The 25861-nt window shown below is 54.1% G+C and carries 18 protein-coding genes; 6 read left to right on the top strand and 12 right to left on the bottom strand.

What is annotated here, in order from left to right; translation table 11 throughout:
- Nucleotides 1-183: 183 nt before the first annotated feature.
- From A0G03_RS04115 to A0G03_RS04085, 7 genes are all read right to left on the bottom strand, one after another.
- A complete protein-coding gene (locus A0G03_RS04115; RefSeq protein WP_048261109.1) occupies nt 184-1554 on the bottom strand; it encodes a TolC family outer membrane protein in 1371 nt (456 codons plus the stop codon).
- A gap of 2 nt (nt 1555-1556) precedes the next feature.
- Nucleotides 1557-2915 carry an HlyD family type I secretion periplasmic adaptor subunit gene (locus tag A0G03_RS04110; protein ID WP_048261107.1) on the bottom strand — a complete coding sequence of 453 codons (1359 nt, stop codon included), beginning with the start codon at nt 2913-2915 and terminating at the stop codon, nt 1557-1559.
- 64 nt (nt 2916-2979) lie between these two features.
- Entirely contained in the window at nt 2980-4839 is a 1860-nt protein-coding gene (locus A0G03_RS04105; protein ID WP_048261105.1) for a type I secretion system permease/ATPase, read from the bottom strand.
- Nucleotides 4840-5097: 258 nt separating this feature from the next.
- Nucleotides 5098-5715, bottom strand: coding sequence for a heme acquisition protein HasA (locus A0G03_RS04100; RefSeq protein ID WP_048261103.1), 618 nt, complete (start codon nt 5713-5715; stop codon nt 5098-5100).
- A gap of 117 nt (nt 5716-5832) precedes the next feature.
- Complete coding sequence (locus A0G03_RS04095) at nt 5833-8511, bottom strand: TonB-dependent receptor (RefSeq protein ID WP_048261101.1); 2679 nt, start codon at nt 8509-8511, stop codon at nt 5833-5835.
- 261 nt (nt 8512-8772) lie between these two features.
- Nucleotides 8773-9741: a FecR family protein gene (locus A0G03_RS04090; protein ID WP_048261100.1), complete on the bottom strand. Its 969-nt coding sequence runs from the start codon at nt 9739-9741 to the stop codon at nt 8773-8775.
- A gap of 99 nt (nt 9742-9840) precedes the next feature.
- Nucleotides 9841-10350, bottom strand: a complete 510-nt coding sequence (locus A0G03_RS04085) for an RNA polymerase sigma factor (RefSeq protein ID WP_048261097.1) — start codon at nt 10348-10350, stop codon at nt 9841-9843.
- Between the two features lie 189 nt (nt 10351-10539).
- On the opposite strand from A0G03_RS04085, the gene A0G03_RS21840 reads away from it, so the two are divergent.
- The 4 genes from A0G03_RS21840 to A0G03_RS04070 all read left to right on the top strand — a co-directional run bounded on the left by A0G03_RS21840 (nt 10540) and on the right by A0G03_RS04070 (nt 16449).
- Nucleotides 10540-10701 carry a hypothetical protein gene (locus A0G03_RS21840; RefSeq protein ID WP_167389293.1) on the top strand — a complete coding sequence of 54 codons (162 nt, stop codon included), beginning with the start codon at nt 10540-10542 and terminating at the stop codon, nt 10699-10701.
- Between the two features lie 120 nt (nt 10702-10821).
- Complete coding sequence (gene patD / locus A0G03_RS04080) at nt 10822-12246, top strand: aminobutyraldehyde dehydrogenase (protein ID WP_048261095.1); 1425 nt, start codon at nt 10822-10824, stop codon at nt 12244-12246.
- Between the two features lie 329 nt (nt 12247-12575).
- Nucleotides 12576-13982, top strand: coding sequence for a putrescine aminotransferase (gene ygjG, locus A0G03_RS04075; RefSeq protein ID WP_198528821.1), 1407 nt, complete (start codon nt 12576-12578; stop codon nt 13980-13982).
- An 802-nt stretch (nt 13983-14784) separates the two neighbouring features.
- A complete protein-coding gene (locus A0G03_RS04070; protein WP_048261090.1) occupies nt 14785-16449 on the top strand; it encodes a methyl-accepting chemotaxis protein in 1665 nt (554 codons plus the stop codon).
- Between the two features lie 153 nt (nt 16450-16602).
- Here A0G03_RS04070 and A0G03_RS04065 read toward each other — a convergent pair whose 3' ends face one another.
- Both A0G03_RS04065 and A0G03_RS04060 read right to left on the bottom strand, forming a co-directional pair.
- On the bottom strand, nt 16603-18147 hold the full coding sequence (locus tag A0G03_RS04065) for a carboxylesterase/lipase family protein (RefSeq protein WP_048261088.1): 1545 nt from the start codon (nt 18145-18147) through the stop codon (nt 16603-16605).
- Nucleotides 18148-18565: 418 nt separating this feature from the next.
- Entirely contained in the window at nt 18566-19552 is a 987-nt protein-coding gene (locus A0G03_RS04060; protein WP_048261087.1) for a methyltransferase domain-containing protein, read from the bottom strand.
- Nucleotides 19553-19671: 119 nt separating this feature from the next.
- On the opposite strand from A0G03_RS04060, the gene A0G03_RS04055 reads away from it, so the two are divergent.
- The gene (locus A0G03_RS04055; RefSeq protein WP_223250525.1) at nt 19672-20610 is read left to right on the top strand and encodes an AraC family transcriptional regulator; all 939 of its coding nucleotides are present in this window, start codon (nt 19672-19674) and stop codon (nt 20608-20610) included.
- Between the two features lie 101 nt (nt 20611-20711).
- Nucleotides 20712-22031 (top strand): SMP-30/gluconolactonase/LRE family protein, encoded by a 1320-nt coding sequence (locus tag A0G03_RS04050; protein WP_048261083.1) that lies wholly within the window; start codon nt 20712-20714, stop codon nt 22029-22031.
- A gap of 57 nt (nt 22032-22088) precedes the next feature.
- Here the strand turns inward: A0G03_RS04050 and A0G03_RS04045 are convergent, their stop codons facing one another.
- From A0G03_RS04045 to A0G03_RS04035, 3 genes are all read right to left on the bottom strand, one after another.
- Complete coding sequence (locus A0G03_RS04045) at nt 22089-22328, bottom strand: hypothetical protein (protein WP_048261080.1); 240 nt, start codon at nt 22326-22328, stop codon at nt 22089-22091.
- A gap of 107 nt (nt 22329-22435) precedes the next feature.
- Nucleotides 22436-23896: an AMP nucleosidase gene (locus tag A0G03_RS04040; RefSeq protein WP_048261078.1), complete on the bottom strand. Its 1461-nt coding sequence runs from the start codon at nt 23894-23896 to the stop codon at nt 22436-22438.
- 151 nt (nt 23897-24047) lie between these two features.
- Nucleotides 24048-25826 (bottom strand): ABC transporter permease subunit, encoded by a 1779-nt coding sequence (locus tag A0G03_RS04035; protein WP_048261076.1) that lies wholly within the window; start codon nt 25824-25826, stop codon nt 24048-24050.
- Between the last annotated feature and the right edge of the window lie 35 nt (nt 25827-25861).

Below are 25861 nucleotides of genomic sequence, written 5' to 3'. Positions count from 1 at the left end.
CTGCTATGTTTGCATTAGATGCGAAGAGAAGCGTTCTTTATAGTGTGATTAGTTATTAATATAAAATTTCTATAAGTTTTATAGAATATCTGGATGCAAACTATTTTCATTTCAAAGACGAATATGGCCAAATATTAGCACGTCAGCGACCCTGTCTTCTTTCAATCTGCACCCTTTATGCCGCTAGATATGCACGAAATAGGTCGCTAACTGACGCAGTGTCTGTTCATCTAGCGTGCCTGCGTAGTAACGCAGCTGTAGCCAGGCCGTCAGCCAAGTATAACGTGCCTCGGTCAGGTCGCGTCGTGCGCCGTAAAGCTGCTGTTCGGCATTCAGCACGTCAAGATTCACTCGTTCCCCACCCTGAACGCTCTTCTGGGTCGCAGTGACCAGCGCTAGCGCAGATTTTTCCGCCAGTTCATAGGCGCGGATTTTCGCCTGACTGCTGGTGACCAAATTAAACTGGCGACGCAATTCCGTCTGAATGGTTGCCGTTTGCTCATCTTTTTCCCGCGCGGTTTGCTGATAGCGCTCCTTCGCCTGACGCGTCGCCGCAGAAACGCCGCCGCCCGCAAAAATGGGTACGCTGACGCGGATGCCAATCGAGCGCGTATCGTATTTCTGGTTGTAGCTGTTTTCGGTATCTGACTGCGTGTTGCGGGTGCTGGCGACCAGCGTGACCTGCGGCAGGTGGCCTGCCCGGTTACGCTCAATGCCGTATTTCGCCACGGCCAGCGATTGGTTCAGCGCCAGTAGCTGAGCGTTGTGACGTAACGCCAGTGATTTCCAATGCTGATAGCCCGAAGGCTGAAGCGGCTGCGGTGTGAAGTGCGGGGTTAACGCCGCAAGCTGCTCCACGCCAACGGGCATCCCCAGCAAGGTTTCCAGTTCGCGCAGGCTGATATCCAGATTGTCCTGCGCTTCGATGAGCTGCGCCTCCGTCAGATTGACCCGCGCCTCGGTTTCCAGCATATCGGTGCGGGTGCCTTCCCCTTGCTGGAAGAGACGTTGATTCAACTGATACTGCTCGCGATAAGCACGTTGTTGTGCCTGAACCAGCGTAATCTGCTCACGGCTAAACAGCACGTTGGTGTAGGCCTGAAACAGACGTACCAGTAACTGCTGGCTAGCATCGCGCAGTTGTTCGTCCGCCAGCACCGCGCTAGCTTCACCCTGTTGATAGCGCGACCACGCCGCGTAGTCGATCAGCGGTTGTTGCAGGGAAAAGCTGGAAGCGCGGCTGGTGTAATCCCGCTCCGATTGTTGGCCGCCAGTGGTGACAGTAGAATCGTTGCGGGACTGGTTGTAGTCATAGGTGACTTTCGGCAACAGTCCGGCACGCCCGATGTTTTTCTCTTCGCTGTCGGCGTTGCGTGCATGCACGGCAGCCTGAAAAGCGGGATCGTGCGTCAGCGCATGCTGCCAGGCTTCCATTAACCCCAGCGCCTGACTCGGTGCGCTGTAGATCAGCGCGAGGAAGAAAGAAGCGGCATAAACGGGTACGGTATAGCAGGAGCGGATCGCCGCGCGGTAAATAGATGAAAGGCGCAGCATGGTTATTCCTCGGTCAGCGCCAGATGCAGGCGATCGGAAAGTGGTTTGAACAGGTAGTTGAGCAGGGAGCGCTCGCCAGTACGAATAAAGGCTTCCACTGGCATACCGGGGCGAACATCTAGTCCAGCAAGTTGCTGCTTACCGTGTTCATCGACGTGAATACGCAAGGCGTAATACGGTTTTCCTGTCTGTTGCTCGACTAACTGGTCGGCACCGATGAGTGCGACAACGCCGGAAATACGCGGCGTGGTGCTTTGATTGAAAGCAGAAAATAGTAGCTCGACCGGCAACCCGTTATTGACTCTATCCACCAGCTCGATAGGCAGTTGTGCGTCAATTAATAACGGTTGCCCATCGGGAACGATTTCCATCAGCATCTGCCCGCTATTCACCACGCCGCCTTCGGTGTGCAGCGCCAGTCCGACTACCGTACCGCTGGCGGGTGCGCGAATGTGTGTGTGCTGAAGCTCATACTCCGCGGTTTTCAGCCGCTGGGTGAGATCCTGAATAGAACGCTGGGTATCGGCGAGCTGGGCGCGCACGTCTTTTTGATATTCGTTCTGATTTTGCTGGATCCTTTGTTCCAACTCGACGACCTGCTGCTGGAGTTGCACCTGGTTATTGCGTTCCTGCGCAATCGCGCCTGCCAACTGAGCGGCCTGTCGCTCGACGTCCAGCAGGCGATTACGGGCGATATAGCCTTCTTGTGCTAATGGACGTAGCCCGCGTAGCTGTTCATTGACGATCTGAAACTGCGTTTGACTGCTGGCAAGCAACGCCTGTGAACCCTGCGACTGCGCTTTTGCCCCAATTATTGCAGCCTGCATGGCGGCGCGTTCCTGTTGCAGCGCGGCACGACGGCTGATGAAGAGCTGCTGCTGGGCGATCTGGATCTGTTGTGTGACGGTACTGTATTGCTCTGTGGCGGCAGGGAAGCGGATCGTGCTCAGATCGTCGCGTTCCGCCAACAGGCGCGCTTCGCCTGCGTGTGCTTCCTGCAACTGCGTGGCTAAATTATCGCGCTGCGCCTGAGCGGGCGTTTGATCCAGCGTGGCAAGAATTTGCCCGGCCTGCACACGATCGCCATCCCGCACGGTAAGCGAGGCGATGCGTCCGCTACTGACGGGTTGTACTGCTTTGCGGTTATCTGCGACGACGACCCGACCGGATACCGCGACGCCTTTATCTAACGGTGCCATGCCAGCCCAGAGCAGCAGGCCACCAAAACCAGCCAGAACCAGCCAGAGTCCGTGCTTTAAATAGCGTCCGGCATCGGTATGTAACGGCATCGCTGCGACATTATCCTCCACTGGATGCTGAGGGGCTGTCGGCTGTGATGTGACTTCGCGTAACGCGGACATGGTTATCCTCTTCTTTCCGAGATGCTTTCCTGACGACAGGAGTTGGTGAGCGATGTGCTAAGCCTCATTTATCCGGTGCGGCACGGCGAGGCGTCGGCGCGCTGTACACCATGCTGAGACCCGTTGAACTGTGCTCCTTTGGGCTAAAGGCATTCGCGGCGTCTGCTGTTTTAACCGGTGCGGGTTTGGTGCTGATGGGTTTAGTCATCGGTTTGGTCATAGACGTATTAGCGGGCTTGGCACGCTGTAGTTCTTTCAGCACCTGTTCTGTTGCGCCGAAATACTGGATCTGCCCAGCGCGCAGGACTAACAGCTTATTGGCGCAGGACAACAGGGCGGGTTTATGCGTGATCAGCACCTGCGTGCTTTTGGCTTCCTGCTGCGCGGCAATCGCGGCTAATAAGGCTTTCTCGCCGTCGTCATCCAGACTGGCATTCGGTTCATCCATCACGATCAGGCGTGGTTGGTTGTAAATGGTTCTGGCAAGGGCGACGCGCTGTTTCTGTCCGCCGGACAGCCCGGCACCACCTTCGCCCAACAGTGTATCGTAGCCCTGCGGCAGTCGTAGAATCATCTCGTGAACGCCTGCCGTGATGGCGGCGGCGACAATCTTCTCGGGATCCGGTTGAGTGAAGCGCGCGATATTTTCAGCAATCGTCCCGCTGAAAAGCTGCACATCCTGCGGCAAGTATCCGACGAAATGGCCTACGTCACCTTTATCCCATTGATGCATGTCGGCACCGTCCAGCCTGACTTTACCGCCGAGGGCCGGCATGGCGGCAACCAGCAGGCGGGCGAGGGTGGATTTCCCTGAACCAGACGGGCCTAAGACGCCGAGTACATCGCCGGGAGCCAGTTCAAATGTGATATTGGCGAGGATGGGAGTGCGAGTGTTGGGCGCGTTGGCGCTGAGTTGTTCCACCTGAAGTTTACCCACTGGTGCGGGCAGTGCCATGCCAGCAGGTCGCGCGGGGTGGTTATCGAGCAAGATATTGACTCGCTGCCAGGCGAGACGCGCCTGCATCCACTGTTTCCAGACGCCAATGATCTGATCGATCGGGCTGAGCACGCGACCTACCAGAATGGAACCCGCAATCATCATACCGGGTGTGATATCGCCGTTGACGGCCAGCAGTGCGCCCAAACCTAGCATTAGCGACTGAAGCGCTAGCCGGGTGCTCTTCGTCAGTGAGGTAATGTTGGCGCTCTTTTCGCTGGCAACATTCTGATAATAGAGAAACGCTTTATGCTGTGTCAGCCAGCGTTCGCGCATAGCAGGCAGCATTCCCATCGCTTCGATAGCGTCGGCGTTGCGCAGGTTGGCATTGGCTTGATGCGTCGCCTGAACGGTGTTTTGTGCGGCTAATGCCAGCGGTTCGCGCGTCAGTTTTTGATTCAGCCAGGCGAGTACAATCAGCACGATAGCCCCCGCCAGCGCCATGACGCCCAGCCAGGGATGCAGTAAGAAGATCACTAAGAGATAAACGGGAAACCACGGCGCATCAAAGAAAGCGAACAGCGCGTTCCCAGTGGCGAACTGACGCAGGGCAGTAAGATCGTTTAAGGCTTGTCCGGCACCTGCCGTTCCGTTCTTGAGGTTGCTTTCAAATGCCGCATTGTAGACACGCTGATTTAAACGCATATCCATCTGTGTACCGAGGCGAATGACCACGGCGCTGCGTATCCATTCCAATAGTCCCATCAATAAAAACAGGACCAGCATAATGATCGTCAGCATCGCCAGCGTCATGGTGCTGCTGGACGGCAGTACGCGGTCATAGACCTGAAGCATATAAATGGCTGGTGCCAGCATCAGCAGGTTGATGACGGCGCTGAACAGGCCAATTCCCCAGAACCCCTGACGATAGGCGGCCAGCGCGTCAATAATCTCCCTGCCTGATGAGGCCGGACGGGGGGCGGGCATGGGATGTTCCTTCTTCAATAAAATCGTCATCGTTCTCACTGTGGGGTGCCCACAACGTAGAAGGGGGGGAAGTGGTTAGCCGTACCGCTATTGACGCGGCTTCCCAACGGTTATTACACTCAGTAGACCGCCGCGGTGCCGTACCCGTCATACTTCAAGCTGCTTCCCTGCAACGTGAATTATCTGGGGTATATACTCTCTCCGTACCGCGACGGTGTTCACTCAAACGGCTAAAAGCGTCATCTTTTAGCCGTTTTCTTATGCCGCTAGCAGATCGGCCGTTTCGGCGACGCCAACAACGTCAACCACGGTATCGGCAGAGAGTGCCGCATCGGAAGTCGTTGTCGCGAAGCTCAGGCTATCCAGACTCGCATTAATGTCGATACCGGCATTCGTCAGTGCATCCAGCAGCGGCTGAACCTGACCACTCATCAGGCCGTAAATCACGTCATGAACTACGCCGCGATCGCTAACGGTCAGGTTGGCTACATCGGTAGAGAGATCCAGCCCGCTGAAGGTGACTTCTGGCTCGGCAAGCGAATACGTGGTGCCTGCGGTGGTGCCGCCTTGCAGAACATTACCGAATGACAGGCTGTCCAGATCGCCGTACAGCGTATGAGCCGGTGGGGAGAAGAGGCTATAGGTCAGATCGCCGCCTGCAATGAGCGCGGAGAAATCGTTCTGCGTACTCGTGATCGCATATTGAGTACCGTCTATAAAGGTATCGCCGCCGTAAAAGCCCCCAGTGTTATTGCCACCGACTTGTGTATTACCCGCGGTATGGTTAACGTCACCAAACGCTGCCGACCATTCAGTCAGGTAGCTGGCAATGCTGTAATTGGCATAGTAGGCATCGTAGGTAATTGCAAAACTCATAATAGATTCCTCATTAACTAACGATCGACAGGCACGGTCATCCGTGTCTGTCGTGAAAGAGGATGAGCCATCCCATCCCCTTTGTTTTCCTGTTTCCCGCGTTGGGAAACAGAGAAATCAGAATCGGTATTCCACGCCAGCCTGCACCGTTCTTCCTCGGCTCGGCGTGTAACCCAGTGATTCGCCATAGCTCACGATGTAAGTACGGTTAGCGATATTCTCGACGGAACCGCGCAGCGTCAGGCTGTCGGTCAGACGATAGCTGGCGTACAGATCGTAAACTTCATATTTAGGCCAGTCGGCTAAATAGGCCGAATTGCTTGGCGCGGCGGTATCCTGATAGCCGGGAGCAAAACGCATCGTGACGCCCATATCCAGCTTGCGATCGAAAACGCGTGTCCCCAGCGTGACGGAACCGCGGTCACCGGGAAGATAGGCGGCGTTGCTGAATAACAGCGTTTTCTGGCAAGAGGAATCGCTGGCGGTGGTATCGACCGGCGTGGAGTAATAGTTGCCTCTGGTACCGCCAACGGTTGTGACGCCACCCATCCAGGCCACTGGCGCACAGAAATCGTTATTGCCGATCATGTGGGTGTAGGTGGCATCGACATATAAAAAGCCCGCGTCGTAATTCAACTGGTATTCCATGCCACGGAAACGGCTTTTCGCCAGATTGTTCTGGAACACGGAATTGCTGAGGGAATAACCGTTATAGCCCGGTTTATTGCGCGCGCCGTTCAGGCTGATGTAGTTGTTTATCCGCGTGTCGAAGTAGGACACCTTGGTGACCAGTCGGTCGCCATCCATGAACAATTCGGGTTTCTGAATATTGAACCCGACTTCCCAGGCGCGTGAGCGCTCCGGCTTGAGATTGGGATTCGGATACAGGTAATAGTTGCCCGCGCTGTAGGTGCCGTTGGCGAAGGTTTCACTGACGGAAGGTGGCCGCCAGGACAGACCGTAGCTGGTGAACAGCTGTAGCCATTCAATCCCGGGTCGGACGCCAGCAAATAGCGTGGGCGAAAGCTTGCCGTGCTCGTCATCGACATTCCAATCTTGTGTCGTGGTAACGAACGGCGGACAAAGCGCGATCGACCGTGCCGTGCAGGGATTCGTGATGGTATAGGGGATTTCCCGATAGCTGATGCTGGTGGTGCCGCGTAACCGATAGCGATCGTAACGCAGGCCACCTTGTAGCGTCACCCACTCGTTGTAGGCGTAATTCAGATTCGCGAACAGGCTGGTCATCGCGCGGTTCCCTTCCGGAGTGGCGTTACTGGCCGTACTGTTGGTGCTGTCCGTGGTGATCTTGTCGTAATAGAAGTCCAATCCGTAATCGGCTTTCAGATCGTGCGCGCCCTGCTGCCATAGCGTCGAGGTATTCTGTGCCTGCGCCCCGTAGGTACGTAACCGCGTGCTCTCGTGATAGGCGCTGGTATTGGAAAGGGCGTAATTATCGGTGTCGTTATTGGTATCGGCGTAATAAATTTTGGCTTTAAAGTCGAGCCAGCGCTGGTTGTCCGGCTTCAGGCTGTAATCCAGCGCGGTACTGCGTGCCATAATCTCGCTGTGCCCGCTGGCTTTCCAACCCAGCTCAGTATTGGAGAGATTGGACAACGTCCCAGCGTTTTCAGAGGAGGTTTGCGTTTGCATATAGCTGAGTTGGACGCGCTGATTGGCAGGCAGATTCCAGCCGACTTTCGCCAGCCGTGAGCGCATGGTGTAGGCTGCGCTGGTCACCTTCTGATGCTTTAAGTTATTCGCCCACGTTTCGTAATTGCTTGAATTGCCGGGAATACGAATACTCCCGAGGTTGCCGTCATTACCCGGCCAGTAATCGCCTAAATGGCGTTCGCTGGCACCGATCAGAATATCGCCACTTTCGTTACCCAGCGCGAGAATGCCGCTACCGATAAAGTGTGTTCCGTTGTCGCCCGTGCTGGCGTGCAGTTTTCCGCCCAGTTCTTTACCCGGAGCCAGAAAATCGTGTGCGCTGGCAGTATTAAACGTGGCGACGCCGCCCAGCGTGCCCGCGCTGCCCATCACGTTTGTTGCACCTTTCTCAATGGTCGCGCCGGAGAGCAGCTCCGAGTCGATATACATCTGTCCGTTACGCTGGCCGTAACCCGTTTTTTGGAAATTCTGCCGCACGCCGTCGATATTCATATTCACGCGACCGAAATCCTGTATTCCGCGAATGTTCACCGATAGCGCAGGATCTTGCTGGCTGACACTGGAGTAAACGCCAGCGGACTGTTCCAGCATATCGGCGGCGTGGCGGGCAGGGCGGTTATCCATCTGCTCGCGTGAAATGACGCTAATCGCACGCGGCTGCTCGTAGATCCAGTCGCCCGGATTGGCGACGGTAAAGGCGCGAACTGTCATCACATCGTCTATTTTTGCCGTATCGACGTTAGCTGAACGAGGGCGCAGGGTAATAACACCGTTGTTGCCGATCTGAAAATCGATAGGATTGGTACCGATCAACTGGCGTAGCCCTTGCTCGGGGAGGAAACGCCCTTGAAGCCCGGCGGCCTGCATGTTTTCCAGTTTTACGTCAGCAAAAAAGACCTGTAACCCCGCTTGTTCGGCGAAGCGCAGCAGTGCGCTACTCAACGGCTGCGCGCTGATGGAAAAAGCGACGCTTTGACGAGCGGTTTCCTGAACGTTGGCGGACTGTGTCTCTGCTTGCGCATAGTGGAACGAACCCGGCAGCGAAAGCGCGATGCCGACGGCAAGAGAAAGTGGATTAAGTTGTAACAAACGGCTTTCTTGCTGTTGTGTTTTTTTAAACATTTTTCGCCTGGTCTGTCATCTGTTAAATCATCAATAAGCATTAATAAACAAAGGGATAATTAACCCTGCTTTTCTTAATGAAAATGATAATAAAAATCATTACCTAAATATGAAGACGGCTGAGATGACAGAACCCGTAAAAAAATATTTAAATTTTTTTCTCTGCTGAGTTGCGGCTTTGTGAACGTAAAGGGAGTTTTCGAGTGATTACCACTCCCGAACGGCATGGCAGGAGTGGGGAATGCGAGTGTGAGAAGGGGATCAGTACAGAATCGTGACGCCGGGGAGTGACACCGTTTTGGCACCCAGTTCGGTGGTCATGGTTTGCAACGCGCTATCCAGCTCGTTCAGCGAAAACATTCCGCTAACCTGACGCTGGCGCAGCGCTGAGCTGGAGATGATGATGGTGCCGGATCGATACTGATTGATACGGGCGATCACGATAGCCAGTGGCTGTTGATCGAATATCAGCAGACCGCGCCGCCAGTCGCCGCGTTCGCGACTATTCCAACCGGGGAGGCGAGTCATCCCTTGTTCGGTATAGCGTGCGGCCTGTTGTTCATCAAGCCGCAGCGCTTGGCCGTTTGCCGTTACCTGAACGCTGTGTTCTATCACGCCGACGGTCGTTGTCTGTGATGAATTTTGCACCATAAACTGCGTGCCCAACGCCTGTGTGGTGCCGGACGCGGCATCAACCAGAAAAGGGCGTTTTTCCTGTGCATTCGTCGGTGCGACAGTGAACCAGGCCGAACCTTGCAGCAGCGCAACTCGCCGTTCTTGTGGCGTGTAGGCGAGAGCAATGGCGCTGCCTGCGTCCATATCAACCTCACTGCCGTCCGGTAGCGTGACGTGTTTGACCTGATGATCTGCACGATAATCCGAGCGCAGCATCAGTATGCCGTCGGATATCCATGCCGTGCCGAAACTGAAACCCAGTAGCAATAGGGCCGCGATTTTCCACTGCGTCGCGCGATTGACGCGTCTGACAGGCAATATTGCTAACGGCTGTGGTTGCAGGCCCTGACTTTGTAGAGCTTGTTTTTGCTCGGCGCTGAGCGACCCAAGTCCATGCCAGAGCATCCCAGCCTGTTCCACTGCATGGCGATGGCGAGGATCCTGTGCCAGCCAGCGCTGGAATGTCAGTTCCTGTTCATCGTCCAGCGGCGCTTCGGCCAAACGTATGGCCCATCGTGCTGCCTGCTGATGGATTTCAGGGGGATAATCGTTCATGTTGTAGGCCTGGAGTATGTAGGGTCTCTAAATAAGTAGACGTCTGACGGCAATAAACCCGTAAATAATTTGTGATTATTTCATGCTGGGCGATTTTCTTCACGAGGCACGGATCGTCATCATGGCGTGCAGAGCCATGGCAAGATGCTTCTCAACGGTGCTGAGGGAAATAGTCAACTGCTGAGCAATTTGCGCCTGCGTCATGTGTTCAAACCGGTGCAGATGAAATATCTGCTGCGTACGTTCAGGCAATGTCGCCAGTACGTTTGCCAGACGCTCCAGCTCTTGTTGGGCGATCGCCGCTTGATCGAGCTGAGGAGCGATATCCGGCAGATAGTCTAGCGTCGCATCCACGTCGTCAACCGACGTCGCCACCTGCCAGCGTTGCTGGTGGCGGATATGGTCGAGCAGCAGATTATTTGCTGTCTTATAGAGATACGCTTTCTTGTCGTCTACATCATCCTGCTGTTCCAGCCGTTGCGCCAACCGTAAAAAACTCTCTTGCACCAGGTCTGCCGCTGCCTGAGGGTCGCGCAGTTTATGATTGAGATAGCGTTCTAACCGCTCGGCATAGTGGTTGAACAGCATTCTGAGTTCAGACTCTGACATGCCAACGTCCCGTCAGGTGACCTTCCTGCCGCCTTGCGGCAAATTTAGGGTATAAATATGATGTAATTGATAATTATTATCACATATGACGAACCGGAAAGCAGAGTTAAATCTTCTTCAGATTGGCGGATTTTTGCCGTCGACTACACTTATCTTTGTTGACGCATTATTTGATTGAGAGGAATGACGATGACGACGAAGGACGATCCCAAAGAGGTGACGGTCAGCGAAGGGCTGGCAAAGGTGCATGAAGCATCAGAGCAACTGACAAAAGAAGAGATCGACGCGCTGGCGGAGGAAGCCAGACAGGCCGCGACGGAGACGAAGAAAACGTCGGGTAATACGCCCTGAACTGAGGCTGCTTGTGGCAGAACTCATTGACTGTCAAACATAAAGTGGCAGGTTTTTTGCACAGACATTTTGCAGATAGTGATGAAAAACACGATCGTTTTCTCTCTGTAAGGAAAATGTATGCATGACAAATTACTGATAGAAGGCAAGCTGGTTGCGGGAAAAGGCGAGGCATTGCCAGTATTCAACCCCGCAACAGGAGAGCAAATTGCCGCGATTGCGCAGGCTGATTTGCACCAGGTTGATGCAGCCGTTCTGGCTGCGGAGTCCGCTTTTGCACATTGGGGACAAACCACGCCGAAAACACGCGCGACGCTGCTGTTAAAAATTGCCGATGCCATCGAGGAAAATGCCGAGGCGTTCGCCGAGTTGGAATCACTGAACTGCGGTAAGCCTTACCATGCGGCGCTGAATGATGAAGTGCCTGCGGTGGCGGATGTCTTTCGCTTTTTTGCCGGGGCGGCGCGCTGCCTGAGTGGTTCGGCGGCGGGAGAATATCTGGAAGGGCACACCTCCATGATTCGGCGCGATCCGGTTGGCGTGGTAGCGTCCATCGCACCGTGGAATTATCCGCTGATGATGGCGTCGTGGAAGCTGGCACCCGCGCTGGCCGCAGGAAACTGCGTGGTGCTGAAACCAGCGGAGCAAACCCCGCTGACGACATTCTATTTGGCGCACCTGCTGGCGGAGATACTCCCCGCTGGCGTGGTCAATATCGTGTTCGGGCGCGGTGCAGATATCGGTGATGCGCTGACAGGGCATGAGAAAGTGAATATGGTGTCGCTGACCGGTTCGATTGCGACTGGTGCGCATATCCTTGCGCATACTGCCGCGAGCGTAAAACGGACGCATATGGAGCTGGGCGGCAAAGCGCCAGTGATTGTGTTCGACGATGCTGATATCGATCAGGTGGTTGATGGGATTCGCAGCTTCGGCTTCTACAACGCGGGGCAAGACTGTACCGCTGCATGTCGGCTGTATGTGCAGCGTGCCGTCTACGATGAAGTCGTGGAGGCATTAGGAAAAGCGGTGGCAACGCTGAAAATTGGTGATCCGCGGGATGAAACGACCGAGCTGGGGCCGCTGATTACCGAACCGCAGCTTGAACGCGTAATTGGTTTTGTCGAACGCGCCAAAGCGCTGCCGCATATCACGGTGGTGACCGGTGGTGAGCGGGTAAAAGGGCAGGGATTCTACTTCCAGCCTACGGTGCTGGCGGGAGCGAAACAGGACGATGAAATCGTCCAGAAAGAGGTGTTCGGCCCGGTAATATCCATCACGCCATTCGACGATGAAGCACAGGTGATTGGCTGGGCGAATGCCTCGAATTACGGGCTGGCGTCGTCGGTTTGGACGCGCGATATCGGGCGGGCGCACCGCCTGGCCGCCTGTCTTCAATATGGCTGTACCTGGGTGAATACTCACTTCATGTTAGTCAGCGAAATGCCACACGGCGGACAGAAGCTGTCCGGCTACGGCAAGGATATGTCGATGTACGGGCTAGAGGATTACACCATCGTGCGCCATATCATGATCCGGCACTGAGGTTATTCACTCTGCTACAGGAATCCTGTGTGCCCTGAAAGATACGTCGAGTAATGAGATAGCGCATTTGTCCAACCTTGGCGCGCCCCAAAAGAGGGCGCGCTGAGCAAAAGCAGGGCAGCGCAAGATACGGTAATTCCCTTCATACTGACATTCACTCAGTCATTCGGTTATTAATTTCAAATATCCGAATTTAGTTCAAATCATCTGCTGGATTTTTGGTTTAGATCGCGTTTTTGTATTTTATTTTGATTTGGGGCAGGCGACTGGCGTGTTATGTGCATTAATTAAATTGGCATCGCGTGATGTCCGTTTTCAAGGAGCGCATTTTGTCCAGATCAAACGCCCACCTTAACCCGCTAGAGTGTACTCAGCAGGCACTGCATTGGATTCATAGTGACACGCTATCCCACGATGACATGGCGGCACTGAATCGAGAAGTTTTGAGTTGTTTTCGTGAATACGTCAACCCGGGTTTTCTGGAGTACAGAAAATCTGTCACTACCGGCGGCGATTACGGCGCAGTCGAATGGCGCGCCAGCGGCCCGAATACGCTGATTGATACCCAAGGGAATGAATATCTGGACTGTCTGGGCGGTTACGGCATTTTTAACGTAGGGCACCGTAACCCTAACGTCATTGCCGCCGTTGAGAGCCAGCTTGCCAAACAACCGTTGCATAGTCAGGAACTGCTTGACCCTTTACGGGGGCTGTTGGCAAAAACGCTGGCGGCACTGACGCCGGGTAATTTGAAATACAGCTTCTTTAGCAATAGTGGAACGGAATCGGTTGAAGCTGCCCTGAAGTTGGCGAAGGCTTACCAATCACCGCGCGATAAATACACCTTTATCGCCGCGACAGGGGCGTTTCATGGGAAATCGCTAGGCGCGCTTTCCGCCACCGCCAAACCCGCGTTTCGTCGTCCGTTTATGCCGCTGTTACCCGGCTTCCATCATGTTGCTTTTGGCGATATCAGCGCCATGCGCAAGCAGGTTCAGCAATGCCAGAAGACCGGCGATGACGTTGCTGCCATCATCCTTGAACCCATTCAGGGGGAAGGCGGCGTGATTGTGCCACCGGAAAATTACTTGCCTGCTGTCAGAGCATTATGCGATGAGGTTGGAGCATTGCTGATTCTGGATGAGGTACAAACTGGCATGGGGCGTACGGGCAAGATGTTCGCCTGTGAACATTATGGCGTGCAGCCCGACATTCTGTGTCTGGCGAAGGCGTTGGGCGGCGGTGTGATGCCGATTGGCGCAACGGTGGCGACGGAAGCCGTATTCTCCGTGCTGTTTGAAAACCCGTTCCTGCACACCACGACGTTCGGCGGCAACCCGCTGGCCTGTGCGGCGGCGCTGGCGACCGTCAATGAACTGCTGACGAAAAATCTGCCAGAACAGGCGGCAATCCAAGGGGCGTTTTTGTTACAGGGCTTACAGCAACTGGCAGCCGAGTATCCTCAACTGATTATCGAAGTACGAGGAATGGGGCTGTTGCAGGCTATCGAGTTCAGGAAAAACGAGATCGGGTATGCTTTCGCGAAAGAGCTGTTTCAGCGTAATGTTCTGGTCGCAGGTACCCTGAACAATGCCAAATCGGTCAGGATTGAGCCACCGCTTACCATCACGCGCGAGCAATGTGCCCGAGTATTGAAGGAAGCGAAGGACGTGCTAAAAAAGCTCAATGGCACGATGCCTGACGAAAATAAAATGAAGGAATATGCAGTAGAGTGAAAAACGAGACGGAAACACGCAGCACCCGATTAGCTTCAGTTCGAAAGCCAGCCAGCTCCCACTGACTGGCTTTTTTCTTATGTTGATGAGCATTAAGCCCTCAGCCTTCATGTTTAAAATCTAATTAATTCCGCAGCGTTACGCTATATAGAGAGTCTCACAACGTCATGATATGGGCGCTATTGTGACTCAGTCTTAACTATTAGCTTTCTAATTTATAAATTCGATTTAATGAACAAAGATTGGGCTTTTTTTCTGATAGAAAAAAACGATCGAATAAAGGGAATTGAACGGTTTAATGATCGTTATTTCCGATCGATCTTCGATTTATGATAGTGTAAAGTTATAGACTATAGAGGCGCTCATCTCGACATTATGTTTATAAACGTGCTGACATCAATTAAACGAATACTTACCCACGTTGAGTGAGTGGGTAGTCAACGTTTAGCTTTTTCTTAATCATGACTCAATTTTAGTGATGCATGTAAATAATGTAACGTGTGAAACGAGGGAAAAGGAGTTTTGAATTACTTTATCAAGTAAATAATTTCAGTAAGTAAGTGTCGTTAACATCCAGGCAATGTGAAACATGAAAGTTATATATGGCTAAATGAATTTCTTATGCCAGTATTCTGCTACGTGCATCAGAAAGTAAGAAGTTTAGAGGGGCCAGGGAGCCTGTTGCAATAGCGATTCGCTTTACCGTTTGTCGTATTTTATTTAGATAAGATAAATAGTGGCTAATATGTCTATCAATCGCAATTGGGTAAATATTGTAAGAATGTAAGATTCTGGTGCTAACATGGATTTTTTTAAAAATATAAAAATTGGGAAAAGGCTTTCTCTTGGATTTGGTTTGTTAATCATCCTGACACTGGTTTTGTCATCCGTTGGCTATTATTTCATGAAGAATATTGGTGCCGAAGTTGATGAGATCACTGAAGATAGAATGATGAAAGTCGATATGTTGCGTGACATTCAAGATATACTGAATACGAATGTTCGAACGTTGCGCGACATTATCCTCCTTCCTGCCGACAGAAACCAAGAAAAACAGGCCCTCAGGGCAGTCATAGTAAAAACGACTAACTCGGCAAGTGAAATATATAAAAACCTCGATGCGAGCATTTCCTCGCCAAAAGCGCGGGAGTTGTTTAATCAACTTGTCGATATAAGAAAGCAGTATAGCCTGAGTATTAATAAAGCGATTGACTATGCGATGGAAGAGCAAGATGCATTGGCTACCGAATTGGTATTTGGCGATATAGCGAATATCCAGTCGCTCTACTTTACCAAGCTCAATGAGTTGACTGAATTACAAGTCTCATTCGTTGATCATGCTAAGCAGGTGACAAAAGAATATATCCACGACGCGTTGTTGTGGATGTTAGTGCTATCCATTTCCTCCACGGTTTTAGGCTGCTTTACGGCCTGGCTATTAACCCGAAGTGTCACGGCACCGTTATCTGTTGCGCTTTCTTCTGCGAAACGTATCAGCGAGGGTGATCTGAGCGGTTCTATTGTCGTCAATAACCGTGATGAGACAGGTCTGCTGTTGGAGGCCATGCAGGAAATGCAAACTGCGCTGATACGGATGGTTGTTGGCGTCAGAAACAATGCAGAAAGTGTTGCCACGGCCAGTATGCAAATTGCTCAGGGTAATGCTGATTTATCGTCACGGACTGAAGAGCAGGCGAGTGCGCTGGAAGAAACCTCTTCGACCATGACGCAATTAGGTATGACAGTAAAAAATAATGCTGATAACGCACTTCAGGCGAATGTGCTGGCGAAAAATGCAAGTACCGTGGCGCAGCAAGGGGGCGATGTTGTCAATGAGGTGGTGGGCACGATGAGAGCGATCAATGAAAGCTCGCATAGCATTGCAGATATCATCAACGTCATCGACAGTATTGCCTTTCAGACGAATATTCTGGCGCTCAACGCCGCTGTTGAGGCGGCGCGTGCGGGTGAACAAGGACGGGGTTTTGCTGTTGTGGCAGGAGAAGTACGCAATTTGGCACAGCGCAGTGCTGAGGCCGCTAAAGAAATTAAAAATCTGATTACCGCCAGCGTTGAATGCGTCGAACGCGGCTCTGTTTTGGTTAATAAAGCGGGTGACACGATGCAGCAAGTTGTGATGTCTATTCGCCAGTTGAGCGATACGGTATCAGAGATCAGCTCTGCAAGTGCCGAACAGTCGACTGGGGTTGAACAGGTTGGCATTGCTGTTAGCCAAATGGATCAGACCACGCAGCAGAATGCCGCGTTGGTGGAAGAGTCTGCTGCTGCCGCGCAAAGCCTCAAGGAGCAGGCGGATCAGCTTGTCAGAGAGGTTTCCGTGTTTAGAGTCTCGGGTCATAAACCCTCTACGTTGAAGCCAGCAACTCAGGCGCTCTCACTTGTGGCGATGCTCCCTGTGTCTACCCGTGCACCCACTCAGAGTGCGTCAGATTGGACGAGTTTTTAAAATATTATGGCAGCCAACATATCAGGGATACATTGAAAGTCGGCGAACATAACAACAAGAAATCATTTTGGTAGAGATTGCATAAGCATTTTTGCCAGTCAGCACGCGCTGACTGGCTTTTTGCATCTGTACCATCGCGTTTCTTTGCGTGCGCTACGGTGTGTTGCTCTCTGCCAGCTTTTCGACCAGATCAAGACGTGCCTTCCACGGATCGGCTATCTCGCGAGTCTGCTCCGCACCTGTCGCAGGGATAAACAGAATGTTGTCCTTCTGGCTGTTATAAGCGTTCCATGCTGGCAAGCCGGTAGCGTTAGGGTTACCGGTACGGGCAAAGTTCACCCAGTACTGGTTCATCTGCTGTGCGACCGCACGATCCTGCGGTGTAGCTTTCTCGCCATAACGTGCAGTCACCGTGTTAAAGACATACGGAATCTCACTGGCGTGAACGGCTGCAGGCCACTGCGCGCGCATGCTATCGGCAACATAGCCAAAGCGGAATTGCCAAACGGGCAGCGCAGCTTTATCCCAAACACGTGCAACAAATCGCGCCGGTTCGACCATTAAACGATCGCTGGCAATCGCGGTTGCTATCGCTTGTGGCGGCAAACCATGATAAGCCTGAAGGGCTTGTTGCCGATCGCCAGCAGGGAAAACGGCGACAGCGTCTTCTGGTGTGGCGACTTTCGGTGGGAAGCCGATATCGGCATCCGTTGCACCAATCATTAGCGGCACACGCTGGAAATGGCCTTGTCGATAGCTATCCTGCGGTTCTGCGGTGATCGCCTTGCCATCGAACATTGGGCCGGAGTAGTCCGGCGTGCTCATGGTGGCCATATTCAGCCCGTTAACCACGTTTTCTGCGGGAATCTGCCGCAGCGCCGTCAGCGCTTTCGTATCGTGACCGCTAATGCCGTTCGCGCTGGCGAAGGCGAGGCCAGCCTGTTCTGCTTTTTGCCAGCTTTGATTCGGTGCCAGATTGTGTCTGCCGGAACCGGATTGAATAATGGCTTTCTGGAATAACCCCTGAGATAGCTCACTGGTGAGCAGCGACCCGACGGCAAAACCCCCTGCGGATTCACCAAACAGGGTGACGTTTTGCGGATCGCCATGAAAGGCGGCGATGTTTTTCTGTACCCATTTCAGCGCCGCAATCTGATCCATCAGGCCATAGTTGCCACGCAGCGGCTGGTCAGCTAACGCCGGATGCGCAAAAAAGCCAAAGCGTCCGACGCGATAGTTGAAGCTGACGAAAACGACGCCCTGGCGGGCAAATTCCAGCCCGGAATAAACCTCAGGCGAGGCGCCGCCGTTGACGAAGCCGCCGCCATAGATCCACACCATCACAGGCAGCGCGCCCGTAGCGTTGGCTGGACGCCATACGTTAATGCTCAGGCAATCTTCACTGAACCCGACGCCAAGCGGTGCGGCATCACCGGGAAAAGGGTTCTGCATACAATCTTTGCCGTATGTCGTTGCCGGACGGATATCGCTCCAGCTTTGCACAGGCTGTGGCGGCTCCCAGCGCAGTTTGCCAATTGGGGGAGCGGCAAAGGGAATGCCTTTAAAGGCGTCGACACCTTGTGTCACGGTTCCGCTGATGCGACCGCTGTCTAGCGTAACCTGCGGGTCGTTTGCCAGTGCCTGCTGGCTGGCGGCAGCCATCAGTAATATCAGGCTGGCCGTGATTTTTTTATTCATGCGTTTTTCCTTAGGGATGAAAACAAAAAAACCTGCCAGGCGTGATGTATACATCACGCCTGGCAGGTTCGCCTCTTAACTCGTTATACTTCAAGTTGCATGTGTGTTGGCTACGTCAGTCACCCGAATCACTTACTTGAGTAAGCTCATCGGGATGAAATGAGAGACTTCCTGTCTCTCACCGAAGGCCAGCCGTTGGCTGGTCAAATTCGTTCCCGACGAATTTGTCCTTCTCTTGCCGCCGTCCTGAAACTTGAATTATTTAGAGTTTATCAATCAGTCACGCCCTGTAATGTCACTTATAGGCGCTTTGTATCCGGCTGACAACTTTGGATACGCAGAAATATGATAATCATCAACATGATGCAGCAACGGTATTGTCAGTTCTTCGGCTCCAGACGTTGCTGAATAGATGCGGTTACCTGTGCCTGCGGGCAATCAGTACATTTAATGGTGCCATGGGGAATGCCTGATGACGTCGAGTTTCGACAGAGGTAAAACCGGCTTCCATCAGCCACTGTGTCAGTTGTCCTTCCTGCGTGACGTGGCGTCCACTCATTTGCATCGGCAGATAAAACGGCAGAACCGGTGCGGCATCATCGGCTTCTTCGGCGATCTCCGCCTGTGCCAGAACCAGCGTCCCTTCCGATGTGAGTGCGTTATAGAGTGTCGCTAACATAGCGGGAATGTCCTCGACAAAGTGCAGGAATGAGGAACTCCAGATTAGATCGTATTTTTCGCTGGGAAACGCGCCGCTTTGTGCTGACAATCGTGCGGATAACCCAGCGTCGTCGATGTTGCGTTGCGCTACGGCGGCGGTTCGCGGTAGGTCATAGACGGTGCCGGAGATCTGGGCATGGCGCAACGCTAGCGTAATCGCCACCCAGCCGGGCCCTCCGCCCAGATCGAGAACGTGCCTGATTTGTGGAAAATCCGGCAGGCCAGAGAGCAGTTGATCGGCAAGATCTGCGGTTATTGCTCGCTGCTCTTGTGCGATTTGCTGTTCTGCTGCATTGGCCCACGCGGCATCGCGGGGTAACTCACTTAGCTGCGTAGGCAGCGGCAGGTGCATTCCATCGCTGAGCCCCTGACCAAACTGGCGCAGGCTGGTGAGGCGAAAACGCCAGGCGTCACCGAGAAAATGCGGGCTACTGCGACAAAGCACGGCAGCGCTGGCGGATGCGGTTCGGTAGCCACCATGATGGCGCGTCAAAAGCTGCATACTCCAGAGGATCTCAAGCAGAAATCCGGTTTTCTCCGGCTGCCAGCCCAGCGCTTCCGCCAGTTGCTCTGGCGTGGTGAGATCCTCCAGTCGGTCGAAAATCTGCTGTTCTAGTGCCAGATGTAACGCGTCAGCTTGCACGCTGCTGGCGGCTAGCTGCCATAACGTCTCTAATGGATTCATAAGTGGCTTTTCTCATTGATGGTCAGTCGATAGGGAATATGCTATCTATAAATGAGAATGGTTATTATGTTCATTGATATGCGAGACGGCGTTTTTCATATGCGGAACGGCGAGGGAAAATGATGCAAAAACAGCGACAGAGGCGAAGTGAAAAACCAGCAGGCGATCGGTGCTGTGCGAGTGAGGCTGACATCTCAGGCTCGCGTCGTACTTTGCCAGATGGCATCGGTGAATGTTGGTCGGATTTCAGCCGCATTGATGCCGATCTGTCGTTGGCTCGCTCGCAATACCGCCCGCGTCGTGCTTTGGTGGAGGAAACACACAACTCGCATTCACAGCCGATGCTGGTTATGACGTTTGCGCTGGCAGGGGAGTCGGCCTATTACGATAGCGATGGTTCGCAGGTCTGGTTTCGTCAACAGCATGTCACTATCACGACATTTGGTGCCAGCGTAGGCGAGCGGCATTATCAGGCTCAGCAGCAGGTCGATCAGTTACGGCTACTGGTGGGGAAAGCGGCAGCTACCCGCTATTTTGGAGCGAACTGTGCCGAACAGCTGTTTAGTGATGATGGGGTGCAGCAGAGAGCCTTTACGCCTGTCTCTGCGGCCTGCCAGGTTCATGTCAATGCGCTGTGCAGCGACGCCGATCCGCTGAATCGCCACCTCCACGCCTTAAGTTTGTTATCGCAATATCGACATTTTTTGCAACCGAAGGGTGAACGTGGCGGTATTCATCCACAGGAACGGCAGCCGTTGGAACGAGTATGCAACTGGATGCGTGAACATCTGGCTGAACCGCTAACGCTAGCCTGTATTGCCGCGCAGTCTGGGATGAGTGAATCCAGACTCAAACTTGGGTTTCATCGCTGCTTTGCGAGTACGCCGGGTCAAATGTTATTGCGGATGAGGATGGAACGGGCGCATCAGCTATTAGAACAAGGGTTTCAGGTGGCGCAGACGGCCTGGCAAGTCGGCTATCGACACCCTGCTAATTTCAGTCTGGCATTTACACGCTATTTTAACCGTAATCCGAAAATGATTGTGTCGCGGAAGTAATCTATTGCGCTTTTGCTATGCCTCTCCCTGTCTGATTTTGGTATTTTTAATTGTTATGTTATAACATAACTTAAAATCACAATGACATCATGGAGAGAAAGATGCAGAAAACGACAATCGCAGCGACTCTGGCGCTGTTGATAGGGGCGGGAAATACGAGCGTTCAGGCGCACGATCATGAAGTATTGCGCGGGCGATTAATCTTTTCCGATCACCAGAAACCGACGCTCAGCGTGTTGGATCTGGACACCTTCAAGGTGACACACACCTTTGACGTGGGTCGGGCGAATGCGGCGCTGGTGCCAACGGAGGACGGGCGCTTCACGATCGTCAACCTTTACGACGACGCGGGTACGATTGCTTTTCTTGATACCGGTCTGACCTATGAGTCGCACGACGATCATTTGGACGTGCATAAAGGCGAGCCGCGTCTTCTACCGCTGCGAGTCACGGGAGACAAACCTTCGCATATTACCTCGGAGAACGGTTGGGTGGCCTGGTCATACGATGGCATACGTCCGTGGGACGGCCCCAGCCAGCCTGAATCGGTCATGATCCGTTTGTCGGAACTGGATAGCGCAAATCCTACTGTTGAGAAGCGCAAAAGCTCGGCACCGCAGCACGGCATCACCGCCCCATTGGGGAATAATCAGTGGCTGATTTCCGTACCCAAAGCGGCCTATGCCAAAGGCGATGATAAAACGGTGACATCGCGACCTAACGGCTTCGTGGTTTATCAGCAAGACAAAAACTGGAAAGCCATAGCGGACTTTAATCAGGAACAAGATCCACAGCGCTCTTGTAAAGAGTTTCACGGTCACAGCGAACTGAATCACGTCCACATTTTTGGCTGTAACGCGAAATTGGCGGACGGTGACGCGAAAAGCGACGGCGGTGTGTTGATCGTAAAAAAACAGAGCGGGAAATGGGTATCGCACAAGCTGGCTTACCCTGACGATCGCCGCACCAGCACGCTGAAATCCGGCCTGCAAGGCACCTACGTGATTGGTAATTATGGTGGGTTGGGTGGGCAGCCATTTAACGCGCTCATTCGCATCGATCCTCAGGCCAAAAAGCTCACAGCGCAGGATGCATTTTCCATCCCGGATGGTCAGGCAGTGTGCAAATTTGAGGTCTCTGCCGATGGTAAACGGGTCGCCAACCTGACGCCAGATGGCAAGCTGCGCTTATATGACGTTGCACCGAACTGGAAGCAAGTTGCCAGCTTTGATGCAGTTGAGGCGTTTGACTGCGCTTACGGCGCGAAAACGCCAACGCCGTCGATTGCCATTGTCGGCGGTAGCGTGTACGTCAGCGATCCGGTGAATCAGCGTATTCGTGAATTCTATCTGAGCAGCGCAAAGCAGGGGCTGGATATTAAAATTGACGGCGCGCCTACCGAGCTGGCGGGTAAGCGCTAAACCTGCTTCTGGATAGGAGCGGTATGCGGGCAGGGATGCTCACATGCTCTATACCAATTAGCGACCAATAAGCCGTAGCTGAGTGCAGAATGGGCAACCGCAGCCATTAACTGATGTTGCATCACACTGGCCGGGGTGGATCGTTTCCAATCCCATCGGCGTAAAGCCAGAAAAAGTGCGTTTGGCCTCATCGATATTACGTGACCCAGCATCATCGGATGGGGCTATTTTCGCCTGAAACGCCGAAGCTTGTGCCGCCACCAGGGAAAGGAACAGAACTGACAGACCTTTTCTCATCGGGTTTATCCAGTATGAAATTTAGTTTGTTATAACATAACAAATTTGATCAATCCAGAGCGGCCGACCGCACGAATGAGGTCGGCTGTCTGAGCAATATCCTTCGATTAGCGGAACGGGGGTTCGTTAAAGGTGCGTAGCTTGCGCGAATGCAGCTTGTCGCTTTCCGCCCGCAGCAGATCGATGGCGCAGATGCCAATCTGCAAATGCTCCGAAATCGCCCCTTCATAGAAACGGTTCGCCTGTCCCGGCAGTTTAATTTCACCGTGCAGCGGCTTATCCGAGACGCACAGCAGCGTACCGTAAGGCACACGGAAGCGATAACCCTGTGCGGCAATCGTCGCGCTTTCCATATCCACTGCGACGGCGCGACTGAGGTTAAACCGTAGAGCGGAGGCTGCGTAGCGCAATTCCCAGTTGCGGTCATCGGTAGTGACAACGGTGCCAGTACGCAGGCGCTGCTTAACTTCTTCCCCCGGCATCCCGCTAACCATCTTGGTGGCGTCATACAGCGCGCGTTGCACTTCTGCGATACTCGGAATCGGGATATCCGGCGGCAGAACGGCATCCAGAACGTGGTCGTCACGCAGATAAGCGTGTGCCAGCACGTAATCACCGATGGACTGACTTTCGCGCAGGCCGCCGCAGTGGCCGATCATCAACCACGCATGCGGGCGCATGACGGCGAGATGATCGCAGATAGTTTTGGCGTTGGAGGGCCCGACGCCGATATTAACCATCGTAATCCCTTTACCCTGACGAGGAATCAGATGATAGGCAGGCATCTGGTGGTTCTTCCAGGCCAGATCGGAAACCGTCTGCTCGGGATTCGGCGTGTCGGCGGTGATATAGATACCGCCAGCGCACGACAGCGCCTCATAGGGGCTATCAGGATCGGCAATCTGTGCACAGGCCCAGCGTACAAACTCGTCGACATAGCGGGTGTAGTTGGTGAAGAGAATGAACGGCTGAATATGTTCCACCGGCGTACCGGTATAGTGGCGAAGCCGTGCCAGCGAGAAATCAGTGCGCAGCGCGTCGAAATGCGACAGTGGCGACGTGGTGGTGGCATGAAACAGACCATCCGCCGTCTCGTCCCCAATCTGTGACAGCTCTGTGGTTGGGAAGTGTTTGGCGATGCCAGCGCTCATCGAGCGGTCAAGAATCAGATCGGAACCGTCGAGCACGTAGGGGAACGGAATTTCCTGCTGTGACGGGCTGGCTTCAATGATGACGTCATAATCCCCCTCCAGCAGCGCCAGCTGTTCCGCCAGATAAGCACGCAGGAATGCGGGGCGGGTGACGGTGGTGGAATAACTGCCGGGATGGGTAAAACGCCCATAGGCGCGATGGCGAGGATGACCGGTCGAATTGCCGCTCCAGCTAACGCGTAAAGCGGGGTAGGAAAATAGCCCTGCTGCACGCGCAGTGGCGTCGGGCAGCGTACCATCATTGATGAAGTCCCCGATGGCGTCGCGCAGTGCTGAGACGGCATCATCATACAGCGCTTCCAGTTTATCCAGAGTCTGAGTGACGGTAAGACTGACGTGGGATCCGCTGTTATGCATATTCTCTCCTTAATTCACACACTGCACTGTTTATATTCTGAACTTCTGTCACATTCTGTACCTCGGCAGAGGTTAGCTCACAGCGTAACTGAAGATGCGCAGACCCGCCATCGTGAAATCTGGCGGGTCTGCGATCGTGAAGAGAAGGGCGCTAGTGCTTGTGGCGACCAGAGAGGTTTGCCGCGCTTACTGCCAATATCGACAGCACGCCTAGTGCGGCAGCGGGGGCCAGCACGCCCCAGAAAGCACGTTCGATATACGGCATACCTTCCGCCAGTACGCGTCCCCATTCCGGCGTCGGTGGCGATGCGCCCAGACCTAAAAAGCCGAGCGATGCCAGCGCCAGTGCGATGCCGGGCAGTCGCAGCATAGCGTGACGGAAGAGTGGGCCAACCAGCGCGGGCAGAACATAGAACAGGCTGCGCCGTATCGGCCCTACGCCGAGTATCGGCAACATCCGAATATAAGGGCGCGCGTTGATTTCGGCGACCAGCGCTGCCGTGTGAGCAGCGAGCGGTGCCCAACTGACGGCAATCACGGCAATCGCCGCACCCGTTGCCGTTGGGCCGTTGACGGCGGCAACCAGCAGTCCGGCAATCACTGGCGGCAGGGCGTTAGTCACTTCGATGGGGCCGGTGAGCAGGCGTGGGAATAATCCAACTAACAGGCCAATCGCCAGACAGGCTAACGACACCGCCAGCGCTAGCAGGCAGGTATTTAACGTACCGTGCGCGACGCGCGCCAGCAAATCGCGCCCCATTGCATCAGCGCCAAAAGGCAGCGCGAATGACGGCGGTTGCAGGCGCAAAAACGCGGAGGTATAGGGATCGCGCGGCAAGCCTGCCAGCAACAGAAATACCAGCAGCAGCACACAAATAATCGGTAGCCAGATGGCATGACGAGAGACGGAATGACCACGCTCTTCCGGCACGGGCATTGCCCCGCTGCGCAGCGCGCGTCCGAGAATCAGCAGCCGTACGCCGCTTGCCACCATGCCTGCCAGCGAGGCGATAAGTAAGAGAATCAATACGCCGACCTGCAAGGCGGGAAGATCCTGCGCAGCAGCAGCGCCCAGCGTTGCGCGTCCCAGACCGGGAATAGCGAACACTTTTTCGACGGCAATCGCCCCGCCAGTGAGCGATACCAACACTAGCCCGACGAGTGGCATCACGCTGGGTAACGTGCGTTTCAGCACTGCCAGCGCGATATGGCGACGGTTCACCCCCGCGACGCTCCAGGTCGTTAACCAATTCTCACTAAAGGTGGCGGAGAGTGCATCGGCGAGAATTCGGCCAAGGTAACCGCCTGCCGGGATACCCAGAGCCAGCGACGGTAGCACGGCATAGTGCAAGCCCAGCCAGCCATAGGGGGGAAACCACTGTAGCCAGACGGCACCGACGATCAGCAGGAACGACGCCAGCAGAAATTCGGGCAATGCGGTAAATAAGGCAGCGAACAGGCCGCCTGAACGGTGAACCTGACCGCGCAACCCCTGCCGAAAGGTTGAAGCACACAGCACGGCAGCCAGCGTGAAGGCCACCAGCGCCGAGGAGGCCATCAGCGTGAGCGATACACCCGCCGCCTGCAACATACCTGGGAGCACGGGGCGGCCTGAAACCCAGGAGTTGCCAGCATCGCCGTGCAACAGGCCCGTCAGCCAGTTCAATAGCAGCTGCAACGGGCCTTGATCCAGCCCGAGAGAATGGCGAATCGCGTTTAGCGTTTCTGCGGTCGCTTCCTGCTCACCGGAGCGAGCACGTAGCAGCGCCAGAGCCGGATCCTGACCGGATAACCACGGCAGCATACCAATCAGTACCACAATCCCCGCCAGCGTCAGCAGTCGCGAAAATAGTGGGATCAGCACGCCGTATCGCGGACGTTGTGTCTGGCTGATGGTCGCGCAGGTGCGGCAATATAGCGATTCGCTCATAAACTCGTCATCTTTCTGGTTGCAGGTGCGTTACT

This window comes from Pectobacterium peruviense (assembly GCF_002847345.1).
Taxonomy (GTDB): Bacteria; Pseudomonadota; Gammaproteobacteria; order Enterobacterales; family Enterobacteriaceae; genus Pectobacterium; species Pectobacterium peruviense.
This window is presented reverse-complemented; position numbering and strand designations above follow the sequence as displayed.